The following is a 17,638-nucleotide window of genomic DNA, read 5'->3' on the forward strand; positions in this document are numbered from 1 at the left end:
GATTCATGAAAGTTTCAACAAAATGGTTAAATGAATATGTTCCAGTTGAAAATCTTGATCCACTGGAATTATCAGAAAAAATTGAAAGAACAGCAGTTGAAGTTGCTAGCACAGAAAAACTTGAGGATGGGTTAAGGAAAATTGTTGTGGGTTATACCCTTGATGTTAAAGACCACCCAAACTCAGATCACTTGCATATTTGTCAAGTAGATATTGGGGCAGATGAACCATCGCAAATCGTTTGTGGTGCCTCTAATATCAAAGCTGGCCAAAAAGTTATCGTTGCTTTACCTAACTCAAGAATTGCCGGTAACGTGAAGATTAAACGTGGCAAGATGCGTGGTGAAGTTTCTGAAGGAATGATCTGTGCCTTACAAGAATTGGGCTTTTCTGAAAGTGTTGTTCCTAAGGAATATGCTGATGGAATCTATGTTTTACCAGAAGATGCTAAACCTGGTGATCCAGTATTTCCTTATTTAGGGATGGACGAAACGGTAATTGATCTCGACATTACGCCTAATCGTGGTGATTTATTAAGTATGCGTGGCGCAGCTCATGAAATTGCTGCGATTTATGATCAAAAGGTTACTTTACCTACGCCTAAAGTTGATGAAGACCAAACGGATAACGTTGCTAACTATGTTAATGTTAGTGCACCAAAAGAATTAGCTGCTCCATATATGATGCGAATCATTAAAAATGTTACCGTTAAAGAAAGTCCAATGTGGCTTCAAACACGGTTATGGAATGCTGGGATCCGTCCATTAAATAATGTGGTCGACGTGACAAATTATATTTTATTGGACTATGGCCAACCATTACATGCATTTGATCAAGGCAAATTGACAGGTGATCAAATTGTAGTTCGCTTAGCTAAAGAAGGCGAAGTCTTAACGACACTTGATGGCGAAAAACGGACGTTAGAAGCAAATGATATCGTGATCACCAATAATGACGTTCCTGTAGCTTTAGCAGGGACAATGGGTGGCTTAGATACAGAAATTGACAATAATACAACGACGGTAGCTTTAGAATCAGCTGTATTTGATAGTCATCGAATCAGAAAGACTTCACGACGAGAAAATCTTCACTCTGAAGCTTCAATGCGTTTTGAACGTGGTATCAATTTAGGAACTGTCAAAGAAGCTTTAGATGCAGCTGCAGCGTTGATCGCGGAACTAGGTGATGGTCAAGTAGTTGCTGGTATCGCTTCGGCCAATGAAATTGAGGCTCAAGGTAAAAATGTTGTTACGTCTGTGGCTCATATCAATAAAGTCTTAGGAACAGAGCTTTCACAAGCTGACGTATTGGCGATTTTTGAACGTTTAGGTTTTATAGTGACGGTAAATGGCGAGCAGTTGAATGTCTTAGTACCAACAAGGCGTTGGGATATTGCAATTGAAGCCGATTTAGTTGAAGAAGTTGCACGTATTTATGGTTATGATAACTTACCAACGACTTTACCAGCAGGTCAAACGACTCCAGGTAGCTATACACCTGCGCAAAAATTGATTCGTCAAGCTAAACAAACTCTTGAAGCTACTGGTTTGAATCAAGCAATTTCTTATGGTCTTACGACAACTAAAAAGGCAACTCGTTTTGCCCTTGAAGAAGCTTTACCAACCGAGCTTGCCTTTCCAATGAGTAGTGAACATACGACGGTTCGTATGAACTTGATCTCTGGTTTGTTAGATGATTTAGCATATAATGCTGCACGTAAAGTAAATGATGTTGCATTATATGAACAAGGTCGTGTCTTTTTCCGTGCCGAGGGAACTGATCGACCAAAAGAAGTAGAACATATTGCAGGTGCAATGACTGGTTTAGTTCGCCCATCGACTTGGAATACTGAAAAACAAGCAGTTGATTTCTATTATGCTAAAGGGATCGTAGCAAATCTTTTACAAGAATTAGGGGTAAAAGATGTTACTTATCGTGCAAGCAAGTTAGCCGATATGCATCCTGGACGTACGGCAGAAATCTATGCTGGTGAAACATACCTTGGTTTTGTTGGTGAGATTCATCCGCTTACGGCAAAAGAATATAAATTAAAGCAACGAGTTTATGTCTTTGAATTGGACTTAGAAAAAGTCATTGAGCTACCAAAAGAAGAAAAGGTTTATACCCCAGTATCGAAGTACCCATCAGTCACACGTGATATTGCTTTAGCGGTAGCAAGCGATGTTACTAACCAACAAATTGTTGATTGCATCAAGCAAAATGGTGGTGCTTTCTTACAAGATGTGAAACTCTTTGACCTTTATCAAGGTGAACATATTACTAAGGGTTCTAAATCATTAGCATATACATTAGTTTATGCTGATCCAAGCGGCACACTTCAAGATGATGCTGTTAACCAAGCATTTGAAAAAGTTAAAGCTAAGTTAGTGGAAACTTTTGCAGCTGATATTCGTTAATCAACAAAATATCGTTTGCTATATCTCATTTGACAGTATTTTGTCAGATGAGATATTTTTTGCGAGGAATGCGCGGGTATATTGCAATTAATTGGTGACACTTATATAATGATAGAGATAGAGTTCAAGGGGGAATCAGCTGATAATAATTATGAAATAGAGTACTTAATTTAGGAAATTTTAGCCAGAAAGTTAAAAATGTGTGGCTGATATTTGGCTGAAGCCATAGGAATAATATAAAAATGTAGCTTATTAATAAAGAAATGAAAGGAAAAACTATATTTCTTTCACAGATAGTGGCTCAATAATTTGAGCGTATCTGTTCACATTTTATATAGCAGGGGTCGATATTTTGGGTAATAAAGATAACGGTCAAACGACTAAAAAAGCCAAAAAGCCAGTTGCTAAGCGAATTATTACCGGTGTGATCTTGGTGATCGGGATCATGGTCGTTTTGGTTGGTGCTTTTGGATATCGGTATTTCAAATCTGCTCTCGAACCGTTAGATAAAACTTCTACTAAGCAGATCGAGGTAAAAATTCCGGTTGGAAGTACAACTAAACAAATTGGAGCAATTTTAGAGAATAAAAAAGTTATTAAGAGTGGATTTGTTTTTGACTACTATGTAAAAACGCACAAAATCAGCAACCTTAAAGCAGGGTACTATGTCTTAAAACCTTCAATGAGTCTAGCAAAGATCTCAAAGACCTTACAAAAAGGTGGCTCAAGTGAGTCGGTAAGTTCTAATCGTGTGCTAGTTAAAGAGGGTGTTACGGTAGATGAGATCGGGACGGCTATCCAGAACAATACCAAATTTAGTAAGAAGAGTTTTTTGAAGTTAGTAAACGATGAAAGCTTTTTAAATGAATTAAAAGCAAAATATCCTGAATTACTAACTTCTGCTTTAGAAGCAAAAGATGTTCGGTATAAATTGGAAGGTTACCTATATCCCGCAACCTATACCGTAAAAAAAGGTTCCACTTTGCGTGAGTTAGTTGAGCAAATGGTAGCTAAAACAAATGAAATGTTATCGCCTTACTACAGTGAGATCGCTAAGAAAAATTATACTGTACAACAAGTATTGACTTTAGCATCCTTAGTTGAACGTGAAGGTGTTACTAAGAGTGATCGCTATAAGATCGCTGGGGTTTTTGAGAATCGTTTAGAGCAAAATATGAAGATCCAATCTGATATTTCAGTTTTATATGCGCTAGGAACACATAAGCAAAGTGTTACTTATAAAGATCTTGAAGTCGATTCACCATATAACCTTTATAAGTATGAAGGCTTGGGACCTGGACCATTTAACAACCCAAGTATTACTTCGGTCAAAGCTGTGTTAAATCCAGTTGATAAAGATAAAGGGTATTTATACTTTATCGCTAATATGAAGACTGGTAAGGTCTACTTCTCAAAAACATATGAAGAACATCAAGCGTTGACTAAGAAACTTGAAAAAGATAATCAATAACTCTAAGGTATAAGAAAGGATTTTATTAATGTCAGAATCAAAGAAACATCCCCGTCCGATCATCATTGGTGTTACAGGAGGTTCCGGTAGTGGAAAAACTTCTGTTTCACGCGCAATTTTTGACCAATTACACGGTCATTCTTTAATGATGTTACAAGAAGACTCTTACTACAAGAGTCAAGACGATGTTCCATTTGAAGAACGTACAAAGGTAAACTATGACCACCCCAATGCATTTGATACAGATCTTTTGATCGAACAACTTGAAGATCTCTTAAAATGGAAGACGATCGAGATTCCCGTGTATGACTATGCAGCTCATACGCGTAGTAAAGAAGTTGTAGTGCAAGAACCACGTGAAGTTATCATCGTTGAAGGTATTTTAGCGTTAAACGATGCAAGATTACGTGATTTAATGGATATTAAAATCTTTGTGGATACCGATGATGATATTCGGATCATTCGTCGGATTCAACGTGATATTGAAGAACGGGGACGTACTTTACAATCAGTTATTGATCAATACTTAAAAACAGTAAAACCAATGTATCACCAATTTATTGAACCGACAAAACGCTACGCTGACATTATCGTACCTGAAGGGGGCGAAAACCAAGTAGCGATCGATTTGTTAGTCACAAAGGTTCGTGATATTATCCGTAAGAATGAAGCATAAGTGTGTTATAATGTAACACAAACATTTAATGAGGTGAAAGTTGATATGGCTGAAGAAAAAACATTTCCAATGACTTTGGAAGGTAAAGAAAAGCTTGAAACAGAATTAGAGGAGTTACGCACAACTAAACGTGCTGAAATCATCGAACGTATCAAAATCGCACGTTCTTTTGGTGACTTATCTGAAAACTCCGAATACGAAGCAGCAAAAAATGAACAATCAATGCTTGAAGGGCGCATAAAAGAAGTTACTAACATGTTGAATCACGCTGAAATCATTGATAATGGTGCAATTGCAGCTGATGAAGTTGCAATTGGTAAAACGGTGATTTTCCAAGAAGATGATGATGAACCAGAATCATATCAAATTGTTGGTGCTGCTGAAGCAGATCCATTTGCGGGTAAGATTTCCAATGAATCACCAATTGCTCAAGGTCTTTTAGGGCATAAAGTGGGCGAAACTGTTACAGTTGAAACACCCGGTGGCGAAATGCAAGTTAAGATCATTGAAGTAAAATAAGCTTGAATAAATTACAAAACGACCTGATTTCAATTTTGAAGTCAGGTCGTTTTTGTGTTTGTTTTTAGTTAGTGCTATTTGGCGACTTCGATCTTAGTCTTAAAGAGCCAATTAAAGACTTGATCATTGACGGCAACATGCATATCTTCGTGTCCATATTCGGGCAAAAGAAGATGTTCTTTTGCACTAGTGATTTGGTTGTAAATGGCAAATTGAGTTGAAGGGAAACAAACATCATCTTCTAGGCCAGTAATCATTTTTACTGGGCATTTGATCAATTGAGCCATATTTTTTAAGTCAATATATGCTAGTGTTTGCATGACTTGATCTTCTGTTTGATGAAACGGATCTGAGAATTTGAAATAACGAAAAAGTTCATTGTACGCTTCACTGTGATCACCTAAAGTCAAAACTCGCTTGAAATCACCTAAAAAAGGATAAATCGAGATGGCTTGGGTGAGACGGTGATTTAGTGCAGCTGCAACTAGCGCCAAAGCTCCTCCTTGCGAGCCACCATAACTAGTAAATTTAGTATTGTCGACTCGTGAAAAACTGGCAACGATTTCAATTAAACTATAAACGTCTAGATAAATATCTTTAAAGAAAAGTTTATCTGGACCTTGTAGTGCTCCGCGGATCACTTGACCTTTAACGGTTACGCCATCAAAAGTTGCATGATCTAACGATTTTCCTGCTTGTCCCCGTACATCCATTGCAACAACACCAGCACCGCCAGCAGCTAAGCTCAGTAAAGTTGCCCAGTCTGGAGATTGCCCCATATAGCCGTGAAAATAAAAGATCACAGGAACAGGTTGCGAACCTTCGGGGAAAATGCACTTGGCATAGACTTGGCCGTACCTAGTTCCATTAAAGGTAAGCTCATAACAATCTACCCCAGGAATTTTAAAATCTCGTGAAATCAATTGATAGTCAGGCACAGTCAAATTAGCTAATTGTTTTTGCCAAAATTCATGAAAATCAGTGGGAGTTGGAAATGCTCCTTGATATGTGGACATTTCTTTAAGTGACATTGGATCTTTCATATGCTTACTTTCCTTTCTAACTTAATCATCTACTTTATCTTTTAAGGTGTAGATCGTTAAACCACGGTTATCTTTATTGTTGTTTGGAAATAGTAAACTAGCAAAATACCCAAAGACAACTGCAGCGGTAAATGAAACGGTAGCAACTAAGAGTGAGGAAATTTGTAAGGAATCGATATAGAAAGCTAAAACAACACTTAAAACAAAGCCTAGTAAGACACCCCGGGCATTGGCGCGTTTAGTGAAGATCCCTAAGGCAAAGAGACCTGCTACAGGAACACCAAAGAGTCCAGAAACGGTCAAGAATACATTCCAAGTATCTGAAGTGTTTCCAAGTGTAAAGTAAATAGTGATCGCAGTACTGATAACACCAGCGACAATGATCACGATCCTGGCAAGACTAACGTCAGAAACTTTTGTAAATTTATCATTGAAGAAGCGCTGCTTAAAGTCGGTCACAAAACAAGCTGAGATCGAATTTAAACTAGAAGCGATGGTTGATTGTGCGGCAGCAAAGATCCCCGCAATAACAAATCCAGCGATTCCGGCTGGAAGTTGGGTGATAACAAAATAAGGTACGATCGCACTAGTGTTAAAGTCTTTTGGTAACGTAGCAACATTTTGATAGAAAGTATATAAAATAGTTCCCATTCCAAAGAAAAGTGGAATAGTTAAGATGCCTAAAAAGCCAGTTGTCCATAACGACTTGATCGTTTCTTTTAGCGATTTAGTAGTTTGGTAGCGTTGCACGACATCTTGACTACCAGTATATTGATAAAGACTATTGACGAATTGTCCGACAAAAATCAAAGGAACAAAGTTAGCTAAATCGCTAAGCTTAAAATCAGCTCCGGATAAGATCTTGTGATTGCTTGCGGCTGTATGAGCAACTGTGGCAAAATTACCATCGATCGAAAATGCTCCGATGAAGATGATCAATAAAGCACCACCGATCAAAACAAAGGCTTGGATCACATCGCTCCAGATAACACCTTCGATCCCACCAAGGAAGGTATAGATGATACACATAATTCCGACACAAGCAGCGACTAAAAGAGGATTGATATCTGTCACAGAAGCAACGGCAAGTACAGGTAAATACGTAACTACGGCTACCCGACCAATATGATAAATCATAAATAGCAAACTGCTTAAAGCACGGATCAACGGACTAAAGCGAGCTTCTAGATATTCATAAGCAGTTGTTACTTTTAATTTACGAAAGAATGGGACATAGAAATGATTCAAAATTGGGATGATCGGAATAATAACAAGTGAACCGATCGCATACGACCAATCGGATAAAAAGGCACGTTCGGGAACAGACATAAATGTGATCGAACTTAAAGTGGTGGCAAAGATACTGATCCCAGCAGCCCAAGCAGGAATTTTTCCGCCGGCTTTAAAAAAGGCATCAGTGTCTTTACTTGAACGTTTGGTGAAATACGCGCCTACAAGCAACATCCCGACTAAATATAGAACCACAACGATCCAATTGGTAAGGCCAAAACCTACTTTTTCCATGTTAAAGTCACCTCGTATTTAATTAAGCTTCAAGTTGTTTAGATTTTTGAATATAGCATTTTAACAGTAACGGTGCGAGCAAAGTGGTGATCACAGTGACCATGATCATGGCAGTGTAATGATTTTGATCGATCAAATGTGCATTTAATGCAACATTTGCGACTACAAGAGCCATTTCACCGCGCGAAACCATACCAGCACCAACGATATTTGCATTTGTAAATGAAAGCCCAAAACATCTAGCTCCTAGACTGCAACCAATTTGTTTACCTAAAATAGCGATCACGATCAGACTAATGATGAAAAATAAGTCTTGTCCCATCCCTTTGAAGCTAATATTTAAGCCAATGCTGACAAAAAATACCGGGATAAAAACAGCATATCCGATCGGTTCGATCTTAAGTGCTAAACGCTCTTTAAATTTAGTTTCAGAAATTGCTAAACCTGCAAAATAAGCGCCTAAAACATCACTCATGCCAAGCGTAACTGCAAGCAAAGCAAAACCAAAACAAAGCACTAATGCAGCTGTAGTATCATTTTCGCTAGCATTTAAGTGACTAAAGAGAGCTAAAAATTTGGGTACAAACCATTTACCTAAAATAAGAGTCAAAATGAAAAAGAGAAACATTAAACCTAGCATTAAACTGATTGATTGTTGTGAACCCGTGTTGGTGCCAAAGAGTGAAACACAGATTCCAAGTAAAATAACACAAATGATGTCATCAGCTACAGCAGCACCTAGGATCATCGAACCTTCGGGGCTATTCAAGCGGTGCATTTCACGGAGTACTTGAACAGAGATACTAACGGAGGTCGCACTTAGGATCAATCCGAGAAACATAGCCGTTTTAGCTGAAAAATCAAAGCCGTAGTAACATAAGAGAAATGCGCTACCAGTGGGAATGATCACCCCTAAAATGGCAACCGTAAGTGAAGGTTTCCAATAGCGTAAAAGTGAGCCTAAGTCACCTTCCAAACCAGCGATGAACATCAAAACGATCACTCCAAGTTCTGCAAAATAGTTGGTAAACGTATTGGGAACAAGAAGATTTAAAACTGCTGGACCAGCTAAAACCCCAACTAACAATTCACCGATCACACTGGGGAACTTAAGCATGTTTGATAGGTGAGCTCCTAGTTTGGTAAGTAGTAAGATGATAACTAATTGGAGTAAATAAGGCATACACTCACCTCATTTTGCTAGTAGGTGATTAACTAGTTTGATCTCGTGTTGAAGTTCTTCTAAATCAGTCGTGCCATATTCCAAAAAAATAGGAATATTTGGTGATAGGGCTTTGATCATCGGTTGCCAATCGGTTTGACCTTCACCAAGTAAAACCATCTGGTGGTCTTTGATATCTTTTAAGTGGAAAATATTGATCTTATCGTGCAATTTTTGAAAGGCTTCGTTGGGATTTTCATTGATCCAATACCAGTTTCCGGCATCAAAGGTATAACCAAGCGCAAGTTTTTCGGCTTGATCTAATTCGAGATTTTTAAGCATAGTCGCTAACTCACCTTTAGAATTAGGTTGGTTTTCAATAGTAACTGTAATGGGACTGTTGTTTAATAAGGTTTGTAATTTATCAAATTCTTGGTCACTGAATAGCAGCTCGAAATTTCCAAAACTATATTTGAGATTCTTGATTTCAAGTTTTTCAGCTAAAGCTAACTGTTGTTCAAGTTCAGGATTAAAGTGATCACCTAAAAAGAGTTCTTCAGGAACGGAGTAGTAAAGATTCCAAGTGTTTTTTTGACAAAGGGATTTAATATTGGTTAATTCTTGAATTTTAGTTTCCAGTGAAAAAAATTCGCCGCGAACTTCGATATTTTCGATCGGCCAACCATCAATTGCTTGTAAACATTCTAATTGACTGATGTGTTGCTCAAGCTGCGGTAAAAAGACAGCCGTATTGATTGAAACTTGCATTTATCACACCTCGTTTAGTTTTTAAGGACAATAAAAAACCGCACCAAAAAGCTCAGAGCAAGCTCTTTAGTACGGTTGAATTATTTGATTGCAATTTCTATTACATAAACAGCGTATCACAATTCAAAAATAATGTAAACGGTTTATTTTGAAAAAGGGTAAATTGCACCATAAAGTTGCGCTTTATCCGCTAAAATTGCCGTCTTGATTTTAGTTTGACATAAATTAGGTGGTAACAAATCGGCTAGTTGGTTATTCAAAAGTTGGAGCAAAAATTCGCCTTGTTGACATACCGCTCCGCCTATGATCAAAACTTCTGGGTCAAATAGCAATAAAATGTTGCTTAAACCTTTAGCGACTTCTAAGGCCCAAGCGTTGAGTTTACTTACATAAGGTTCTTGCCCGGCTTTAGCCTCACTAAAAGCATCTTTCACACTAATTTCTAAGGGAGAAAGCTCATGTTCAAGGCTTAGGGTAGAAGCACGTTGTTCAAAGTTAGTTTGAGTGCAGGGATCAAACAGGGTATAACCGATTGAATTTCCAGTTCCATGCGCTCCAGCAAATAGTTGGCCGTTATTTAAAAAGGCGCCCCCAATTCCTGTTCCTAGGGCAACACAATAAGCATTAGTTGCGTTCTTAGCAGCCCCATTTAGCGCTTCACCTAGTAAAGCTGCATCAACGTCATTAACTACAAAAACGGGGAGATTAGTTGTTTGTGCTAATTTTTCTTTGATTGGGGTTCCTTGATAGTTGGGGATCGTTGGGCCAGCATATCGGATACTACCATCTGTCGCCACGATGCCTGCAGTGCTGACTCCAATAGCTTTTAGGGAATATTTGGCTTGAAACTCTTGGCTGATTGCTAAGAGAGTTTTCAAGATTTTATTATCCTTATTTTTTTCGGTAGGAACATGGCCACTTTCCTTAAACTCAAGTTCGGGTGTGATCAAAGCATACTTAATGGTCGTTCCGCCAACATCAAATGCTAGCATATATTCTTGTGTCATATATGTACGCACTTCCTTTATTTTTTGATTGCGGTTTCATAATATCATTAGAAAAAGTTTTTCTCAAATCAAAAACAGGAAAATTTTTTTCTCCAGCTAAAAATGCTTATTAATGATGCTGTTTAAGCATTAAATGAAAATAATTACCGTTTTTTTAACTTGAAAAAATCTTTATCGTGAATTATGCTGTAAGCGTCGGTTGAATTATTTGAATTTCTATTACAACATCAAATCTTTTGGAGGAATTTCCCATGAAAAAATTATATGCAGCCTTAATGACGGCTTTTGATGAAAGCGGGAACATTGATGAACAAGGCACACGTGAAATGGTGCGCTATAACATTGATGTTAACCAAATTGATGGTTTATATGTTGGCGGCAGTACAGGTGAGAATTTTATGCTTGGTACCGCGGAAAAGAAGCGAGTCTTTGAAATTGCGATCGATGAAGCTAAAGGTTCAAACATTGATTTGATCGCCCAAGTTGGCTCACCTAATTTGCATGAAGCTAAAGAATTAGCTAAATATGTAACAGATTTGGGATATGAAACAATTTCAGCGGTTACACCATTTTATTACAACTTTAATTTTGAAGAGATCAAACATTACTACGATGAGATCGTTAAAGATGTTGATACAAAATTGGTGGTTTACTCGATTCCAGCTTTGACGGGCGTCTCACTTTCATTAGATAATTTTGCCAAGTTGTTTGAAAATGAAAAGATCATTGGTGTCAAATATACTAATGCTGATTTTTATTTACTTGAACGCTTGCGTGACCGTTTCCCAGACAAGTTGATCTTATCTGGGTTTGATGAAATGTTATTACCAGCCTTAGCTTTAGATGTTGATGGTGCGATCGGTTCAACTTTTAATATTAATGCTCAAAAAGCCAAAGCTGAGATTTCAGCTTTTGAAGCTGGTGATATTGACAAAGCACGAAAATTACAACATGAAAGTAATGATTTGATCACTGATCTTTTGAATAACGGTATCTATGCTACTTTGAAATTAGTTTTACAAGAACTAGGAGTTAATGCTGGTTATACGCGAGAACCAATGGCTAAAGCTACTCCTGAAGTTAAGGCTGGTGCAAAGAAAATCTACGAAAAATATTTTAAATAAACTGAGGTGTGAGTCATGGAAAAAAACTTTTTAGAACAAGTCAAAGGTAAGTTGATCGTGTCTTGCCAGGCGCTGCCAAACGAACCTTTGTATAGTTCGTTTATCATGTCACGCATGGCACTAGCTGCGCAATTGGCTGGAGCCGCTGGAATAAGAGCTAACTCAGTTGTAGATATTCAAGCGATCCAAGATGAAGTTGAGTTACCGATAATTGGCTTGAATAAAGTCGATTATCCAGACTCAGACGTCTATATTACGCCTACAATAAAAGAGATGCGAGCGGTAGCCGCTACTGGGGTTCAAGTAGTCGCATGTGATGTAACAAGTCGAAAAAGACCAAAAGAAGAGCAGCTTGAAGATATCGTTGCTCAAATGCGAATTGAATTTCCTAATACCTTATTGATGGCCGATACAGCAACTTTAGCCGATGTTAAAGTTGCAAATGAGTTAGGTTTTGATTTGGTCGGAACAACTATGCATGGTTATACACCAGAAACTAAGGGACAAGATATCGCAACAGATGACTTTACCTACTTAAAAGAGGTTTTAGCATGTTCTAAAGTACCAGTAATTGCTGAAGGAAAAATAGATACCCCAACAAAAGCTAAGCGCTGTTTAGAATTAGGGTGTCATACAGTTGTTGTTGGTGGTGCAATTACGCGTCCGTTGGAGATTGCAAGTTGTTTTGTGCAAGCAATCAACTAATTTTGCCCTAAGTCGGTTAGTGATGTGATATGATAATCAATGAATTGTTTACTTTATTTGGCAAGAGGATTTGGTGGAATGAATATTTTAAATGAACTAGAAAAAATTTATCCCAATTTACCACGCCAAGAACGGAAAGTTGCACTACAAGCGATCCAAGAACCTAAAAAAATTCAACGATTAAGTATCAATGAATTAGCTGCTTTAGCTGGTACAAGTAATGCAACCGTTACTCGTTTGGTCAATCGGTTGGGATGTGCCAATTTTTATGATTTTAAATTGCGGTTAGTAACGTATGAACAGGTTGAACCACAGGAAAGTGAGTTGACCTTAGCGATGCAAGTCCAAAAATTCTATGAAGAAGTATTGACACAAACTAGACAACGAATCGATGAACAAGTTTTATTAGAAATCGTTGCACGCATTAGTCATTGTCGCCGCATCTACATTTTTGGGTTGGGTAGTTCGGGTTATACTGCAAAAGAATTAACACAACGCTTGATCAGAATGGGGATCGCCGCATTTGGAATGACTGAAAGTCATAGTATGTATATCAGTAGTGGAATCGTTGAAAAAGATGATGTTATCTTAGCATTGTCATCAACTGGCAATACTGCTGAAGTAAACAGTGCCGCTAAACTCGGAAAACAAAAGGGGGCTACGTTGATTTCAATCACTGGGATCAAAGATAGTCCACTATATAAACTGAGTGATTTAGCGATCTTAGTCAAAAATAGTAATTTTGTTGATAATGCGCGGTTTATAAACTCACAGTTTGCAATGACTTATATCATCGACATTATTACAACATTGCTACTAGATAAACAAAATTACCGTGATAAGATGGATCAAACCATTGAGCTGATCACAAGTAATAAATTCGATAAACATTAATATATGGTAGTGTAGTTTTTATTTGATATTAACTTCACTATCCCCACCTCATAAAAAGGATCATTCAATTTTGTAGCTTGAATGATCCTTTTTATTTGGCTATTAAGTTTTAAAAACAAACAGTCCCGTTCCAATACTTATTAAAAGTGAGACTAGGCTAAGTGAGATCCCCATCCAAGCATTACCAACACGTGTCCAAAAATTACGCATAGACATTAAAAATGTTAAGCATGCGGTGATGAAGAATAGCAAATAAATCATCTTAAGTGGTGCAAAAATAACTAGTACTAGTAAAGAACACAATAGCAATAGATTTCTAAAATTTTTATACCAGATCAAAGTCCCAAAAAAAGCTTGTTGGTAAGAAAAACTTCGATTGTGTGGTAAAGTGCTAAATTTTAAGACGACCAATAAGAGCCAAAAAATGTAAAGTGAGATCCCAATAAGATTCATCTTTTCATATCCTTACGTAACTTAGTTTTTGCTAAACAAAGTTGTTAAACGTTCCATAAAACGCTCAACAAAACGTTCTTTATCGACATTAACGGCTGCTTTAGTTAGAAGTGCAGGTTCATTGATGCGCGTTTCATCCCCAATTGTTCGCCCGGCATATGGTCCTTCAGTATCAACTTTCATGTTTAAATCTAATGTTTGAACTAATGAAGGGTCGATCGCAGCAGCTACAGCTAATGGATCATGTAAGGCACAACCACCTAAGTGAGGGCTAGTAACTTTATAGGCATCAATATAATAATCAGTTAGATCAGCATATTTTTCTCCCGATAAAGTCTTTAATTCACGCCATTTTTGTGTTTCTTTGGTAGTAAGTAAGGTTCTAGTAGTAACGTCTAGCCCGATCATTGTTAGTGGGAAATTACTTCTAAAGACAGCATCTGCTGCTTCGGGATCTTGATTGATGTTAGCTTCTGTAACTGGATTTACATTACCAGGGACAGTCAAAGCCCCACCCATCAAAGTAACTTTGCCGACTAATTCAGCGATTTGTGGATCCTTCTTTAAGGCAGCGGCTAGATTAGTTAAAGGACCAGTTGGAACGATCACGAGATCTTTACCATATTTATGTGCCGCTTCAATGAAGAAGTCAACTCCAGACATTTCTTCTGGTTTACGGTCAGCTTTTTTTAATTTAACTTCGCCGATCCCGTTTTTTCCGTGGATCTGTGCGCTGATCGGCATAACTTCAAAACTTTCTTTAGTGGAAGCATGTGGCAACCCAGTAAAGACAGGAATATCTGGACGACCTAATAATTCTAACAAGTCTAAACTATTTTGGACCCCATCTTCTACTAAAATATTGCCATACGATCCGACGATCCCGATTAGATCACATTCTTCAGAAGCAAGCGCGTAAGCAATCGCAAGTGCATCATCGATCCCAGTATCTAAATCAAGGATCATTTTATATTTAGCCAAATAAATCATCTCCTAATAGTTAGTAATTCACACTCTTAGTTTATCAGAAATTAGCGCTTTTGTACCGATTCAACGGGAAAAAATTAATAAAATATTGCTAAAATTGAAAAAACATACGTTAAATTTTTGTGAAATGCACTAAATTATGAAAAACATATAAAATATTTACAGAATAAGAGCTTGTTTTCACCTTGGGGCAAAGGGTACTATATAGATATATCAGAGAGATGGGAATGATGAGGATGGCAAAAAAAGATCTTCTTTCATTTTTAGAAGAAAATATCGATGAGTTAGATTTTGACGGAAAAATCGACCTTTTTTGGAATAAACGTGAAAAAACTTTCGAAATGGAAGTTACTTTTTACGCCGAAAATAAAATAGGACAAATGATCGAAGATGCCCAAGGTATTGCGTCAAGTGAACCGATAATTTCATTTAGTGATAGTATTTTGTTTTACGACGAAAAAAATCCAGCAGCTGTAGATGAAGATGCATATTTTGCTTGTCTTAGTTATGCTGGTAAAAAAGGCTGGTCACTTGCACGTGGTAAGGCATTTTTCAGCTACTTACAAATTGTTTTAGACAATGGATATTCTGACTTGTTAGATTTTTTAAATGACAGTGACAAAGAAGTTTTTGAGCTGACTTGGTCAAATGAAGAATTTGAAAAAATCGTGGCAGATGCAACGAACAATACCCCCAAACAAGAATTAAGTTATCCACGCTTTTAGTATCATTAATGGAGTGGAAAATTTTTTAAGAAAGGAAAAGCTATCTATTAATTTAATAGGATAGTAGGTTTTAAATTGGATTGGATCAAATTAGCAATTACAACGACAAACGAAGCTAGTGAAGCTGTCATTAATATTTTAATGGAAAATGGAGCCGGTGGTGTTCAAATCGAAGACGAGGACTTAGAAAACGTGGTCTTGTCGACATATTTTCCAGCTGAACAAGCATTAGAAGAATTGATTTATGAATTGAAACAAAAGATCACCCATTTGAGTGATTTTGGCCTTAATCCTGGTAAGACACAAGTTGAATTAATGGAGTTAGATGATTCATCTTGGGCAGATGTTTGGAAAAAGTATTATCATCCTGTCCGCTTGACGCGCTATTTAACGATCGTGCCGAGTTGGGAAAAATATCAACCTCAAACTGAAGATGAAAAATTGATCGTGCTTGATCCGGGGCGTGCTTTTGGAACGGGAACACACCCAACGACCCGTTTAGCTTTACAGGCATTGGAAACAGTTGTCAGAGGCGATGAAACAATGATCGATGTGGGAACTGGTTCAGGTGTTTTGAGCATTGCGGCTAAACATTTTGGAGTTAAACAGATTTTTGCTTATGATATTGATGATGTAGCCGTCAAAGCTGCCCAGGAAAATTTGGCGTTAAACGGGATGGAAGACGATATTTTTGTTGCAGCTAATAGCCTTTTAGAGGGAATCGATAAAAAAGTAGATTTGATCACTGCTAACATTTTAGCTGAAATCATTGTACCGTTGATTCCTCAAGCAGTTAATTGCTTAAATCCTGGAGGCGTTTTGATCACATCAGGGATCATTGCGGATAAAAAGTCATTGATCGTAAATAAGTTACAGCAACATGGTTTTGTGATCGACCAGATTTTAAATATGAAAGATTGGTATTCGATCATCGCCCATCTCCCAGTAGTAGAGGATGAATAAAGTATGCAACGTTATTTTTATGATGAAATGCTTACAAGTGAGCAATTTGAGCTTCCAAAAGAAATTTACAAACATGCTATTGTAGTAATGCGAATGCGCAGTGGCGATAAGTTTGAACTAGTTACGCCAGATGAAAATGTCAATGTGATGGAGTTAGTCACAGTTGAGAAAAATTTGGCTATAGCTAAAAAAGTTGATAGTTTTATCCAAATGACAAATTTACCGGTCAAAACAACGATCGTTTGTGGATTATCTAAGGGTGATAAGGCTGATTTTATTGTTCAAAAAGCAACTGAACTAGGCGCTGATGAAATCATTTTTTTCAAAGGGACTTATTCAGTTGCCAAATGGGATGATAAAAAACGAGCTAAAAAATTAGCGCGGTTAGCAAAAATTGCTTTAGCAGCAGCGGAGCAGTCACATCGGACAACCGTACCTGCGATCAGCTATTGTGATAAACTTGAAAACTTAAAACTAGCGTCAGCGCAATATGGCATGGTAGCATATGAGGAAGCAGCTAAGACTGGTGAAACAACGAACTTAGCAAAATTATTTGAACAATTAAAAAAAGAGAGTGCCACTAAGCCAGTAGCATTAATGGCGATTTTTGGACCTGAAGGTGGCTTAGCACCGGCAGAGGTTCAACTGTTAACACAAAAAGGCTTTGTTACGGCGGGGTTAGGTTCCCGGATCTTGCGGGCCGAAACAGCGCCACTTTATCTCTTGTCGGCACTTTCATTTGCTTTAGAATTAAGGTAAAATAAGATTAATAATTTTTAGAAACGGGTAATGAGAATGAGAGCAAACTTAAATAGAATGTCACTACAACACATTGCTTGGTATCTAGCATTTGCCTTGGCATTTAGCTTTATGATACCAATCATCTTTACTTTTTTTAATGTTGATGAAGTTACTAAAACAGGAGTTATCCTTTTCGGAATCAATGTTATCTATGCAATTGCTTCAGGAATATACGCAGGTAAGCGTGCCGATCACTTTTGGTTGATTTTATTTTTCCCAGTGATCTACTTGATAGGTTGTGACTTTTTCTTTGATAGTCATACGATCTATTGTGCCGCTTTTTACTTTTTATTGGCTGCTTTTGCCTATGGGACTGTGCGGGACTAAAATTCATCAGAGTCAGCAGTAGGCACTTTTTACAGTAGTGAAAAGTGCCTACTGCGCATCTAGCTAAAAAGG

Annotated in this window: 18 protein-coding genes; 11 read left to right on the forward strand and 7 right to left on the reverse strand. The window is 37.5% G+C overall.

From position 1 onward, the window contains the following. Positions 1-5: 5 nt before the first annotated feature. The 4 genes from pheT (at position 6) to greA (ending at position 5,083) form a co-directional block, all read left to right on the forward strand. Positions 6-2,417 (forward strand): phenylalanine--tRNA ligase subunit beta, encoded by a 2,412-nt coding sequence (gene pheT, locus FC32_RS07350; RefSeq protein ID WP_025086904.1) that lies wholly within the window; start codon positions 6-8, stop codon positions 2,415-2,417. Between the two features lie 352 nt (positions 2,418-2,769). Further along, complete coding sequence (mltG, locus tag FC32_RS07355) at positions 2,770-3,888, forward strand: endolytic transglycosylase MltG (protein WP_025086903.1); 1,119 nt, start codon at positions 2,770-2,772, stop codon at positions 3,886-3,888. A 28-nt stretch (positions 3,889-3,916) separates the two neighbouring features. Further along, positions 3,917-4,564: a uridine kinase gene (udk, locus tag FC32_RS07360; RefSeq protein ID WP_025086902.1), complete on the forward strand. Its 648-nt coding sequence runs from the start codon at positions 3,917-3,919 to the stop codon at positions 4,562-4,564. A gap of 45 nt (positions 4,565-4,609) precedes the next feature. Further along, on the forward strand, positions 4,610-5,083 hold the full coding sequence (greA, locus tag FC32_RS07365) for a transcription elongation factor GreA (protein WP_025086901.1): 474 nt from the start codon (positions 4,610-4,612) through the stop codon (positions 5,081-5,083). Positions 5,084-5,157: 74 nt separating this feature from the next. Here the strand turns inward: greA and FC32_RS07370 are convergent, their stop codons facing one another. The 5 genes from FC32_RS07370 to FC32_RS07390 all read right to left on the reverse strand — a co-directional run bounded on the left by FC32_RS07370 (position 5,158) and on the right by FC32_RS07390 (position 10,587). Then, positions 5,158-6,126 (reverse strand): acetylxylan esterase, encoded by a 969-nt coding sequence (locus FC32_RS07370; protein ID WP_025086900.1) that lies wholly within the window; start codon positions 6,124-6,126, stop codon positions 5,158-5,160. 21 nt (positions 6,127-6,147) lie between these two features. Then, positions 6,148-7,650, reverse strand: a complete 1,503-nt coding sequence (locus FC32_RS07375) for a sodium:solute symporter family protein (RefSeq protein ID WP_025086899.1) — start codon at positions 7,648-7,650, stop codon at positions 6,148-6,150. Positions 7,651-7,672: 22 nt separating this feature from the next. Continuing rightward, positions 7,673-8,833 carry a cation:proton antiporter gene (locus tag FC32_RS07380; protein ID WP_025086898.1) on the reverse strand — a complete coding sequence of 387 codons (1,161 nt, stop codon included), beginning with the start codon at positions 8,831-8,833 and terminating at the stop codon, positions 7,673-7,675. 9 nt (positions 8,834-8,842) lie between these two features. Next, complete coding sequence (locus tag FC32_RS07385) at positions 8,843-9,580, reverse strand: sugar phosphate isomerase/epimerase family protein (protein WP_025086897.1); 738 nt, start codon at positions 9,578-9,580, stop codon at positions 8,843-8,845. 143 nt (positions 9,581-9,723) lie between these two features. Then, positions 9,724-10,587, reverse strand: coding sequence for an ROK family protein (locus FC32_RS07390; protein ID WP_056957357.1), 864 nt, complete (start codon positions 10,585-10,587; stop codon positions 9,724-9,726). 251 nt (positions 10,588-10,838) lie between these two features. Between FC32_RS07390 and FC32_RS07395 the strand changes: the two genes are divergently transcribed. The 3 genes from FC32_RS07395 to FC32_RS07405 all read left to right on the forward strand — a co-directional run bounded on the left by FC32_RS07395 (position 10,839) and on the right by FC32_RS07405 (position 13,310). Beyond that, a complete protein-coding gene (locus FC32_RS07395; protein ID WP_025086896.1) occupies positions 10,839-11,711 on the forward strand; it encodes an N-acetylneuraminate lyase in 873 nt (290 codons plus the stop codon). Between the two features lie 15 nt (positions 11,712-11,726). Then, a complete protein-coding gene (locus FC32_RS07400; protein ID WP_025086895.1) occupies positions 11,727-12,416 on the forward strand; it encodes an N-acetylmannosamine-6-phosphate 2-epimerase in 690 nt (229 codons plus the stop codon). Between the two features lie 78 nt (positions 12,417-12,494). Beyond that, positions 12,495-13,310, forward strand: a complete 816-nt coding sequence (locus FC32_RS07405) for a MurR/RpiR family transcriptional regulator (protein WP_025086894.1) — start codon at positions 12,495-12,497, stop codon at positions 13,308-13,310. 102 nt (positions 13,311-13,412) lie between these two features. Here FC32_RS07405 and FC32_RS07410 read toward each other — a convergent pair whose 3' ends face one another. Continuing rightward, entirely contained in the window at positions 13,413-13,763 is a 351-nt protein-coding gene (locus FC32_RS07410) for a hypothetical protein (RefSeq protein ID WP_025086893.1), read from the reverse strand. Between the two features lie 21 nt (positions 13,764-13,784). Then, positions 13,785-14,744: a nucleoside hydrolase gene (locus FC32_RS07415; RefSeq protein WP_056957358.1), complete on the reverse strand. Its 960-nt coding sequence runs from the start codon at positions 14,742-14,744 to the stop codon at positions 13,785-13,787. Between the two features lie 242 nt (positions 14,745-14,986). Between FC32_RS07415 and FC32_RS07420 the strand changes: the two genes are divergently transcribed. The 4 genes from FC32_RS07420 (at position 14,987) to FC32_RS07435 (ending at position 17,566) form a co-directional block, all read left to right on the forward strand. Then, on the forward strand, positions 14,987-15,475 hold the full coding sequence (locus FC32_RS07420; RefSeq protein WP_025086892.1) for a DUF3013 family protein: 489 nt from the start codon (positions 14,987-14,989) through the stop codon (positions 15,473-15,475). A gap of 75 nt (positions 15,476-15,550) precedes the next feature. Then, positions 15,551-16,438, forward strand: a complete 888-nt coding sequence (prmA, locus tag FC32_RS07425) for a 50S ribosomal protein L11 methyltransferase (protein WP_025086891.1) — start codon at positions 15,551-15,553, stop codon at positions 16,436-16,438. 3 nt (positions 16,439-16,441) lie between these two features. Further along, positions 16,442-17,197, forward strand: coding sequence for an RsmE family RNA methyltransferase (locus tag FC32_RS07430; protein WP_025086890.1), 756 nt, complete (start codon positions 16,442-16,444; stop codon positions 17,195-17,197). Between the two features lie 36 nt (positions 17,198-17,233). Next, the gene (locus tag FC32_RS07435) at positions 17,234-17,566 is read left to right on the forward strand and encodes a hypothetical protein (RefSeq protein ID WP_051533639.1); all 333 of its coding nucleotides are present in this window, start codon (positions 17,234-17,236) and stop codon (positions 17,564-17,566) included. Positions 17,567-17,638: the final 72 nt, after the last annotated feature.

It is taken from the genome of Ligilactobacillus apodemi DSM 16634 = JCM 16172, assembly GCF_001434405.1.
Taxonomy (GTDB): domain Bacteria; phylum Bacillota; class Bacilli; order Lactobacillales; family Lactobacillaceae; genus Ligilactobacillus; species Ligilactobacillus apodemi.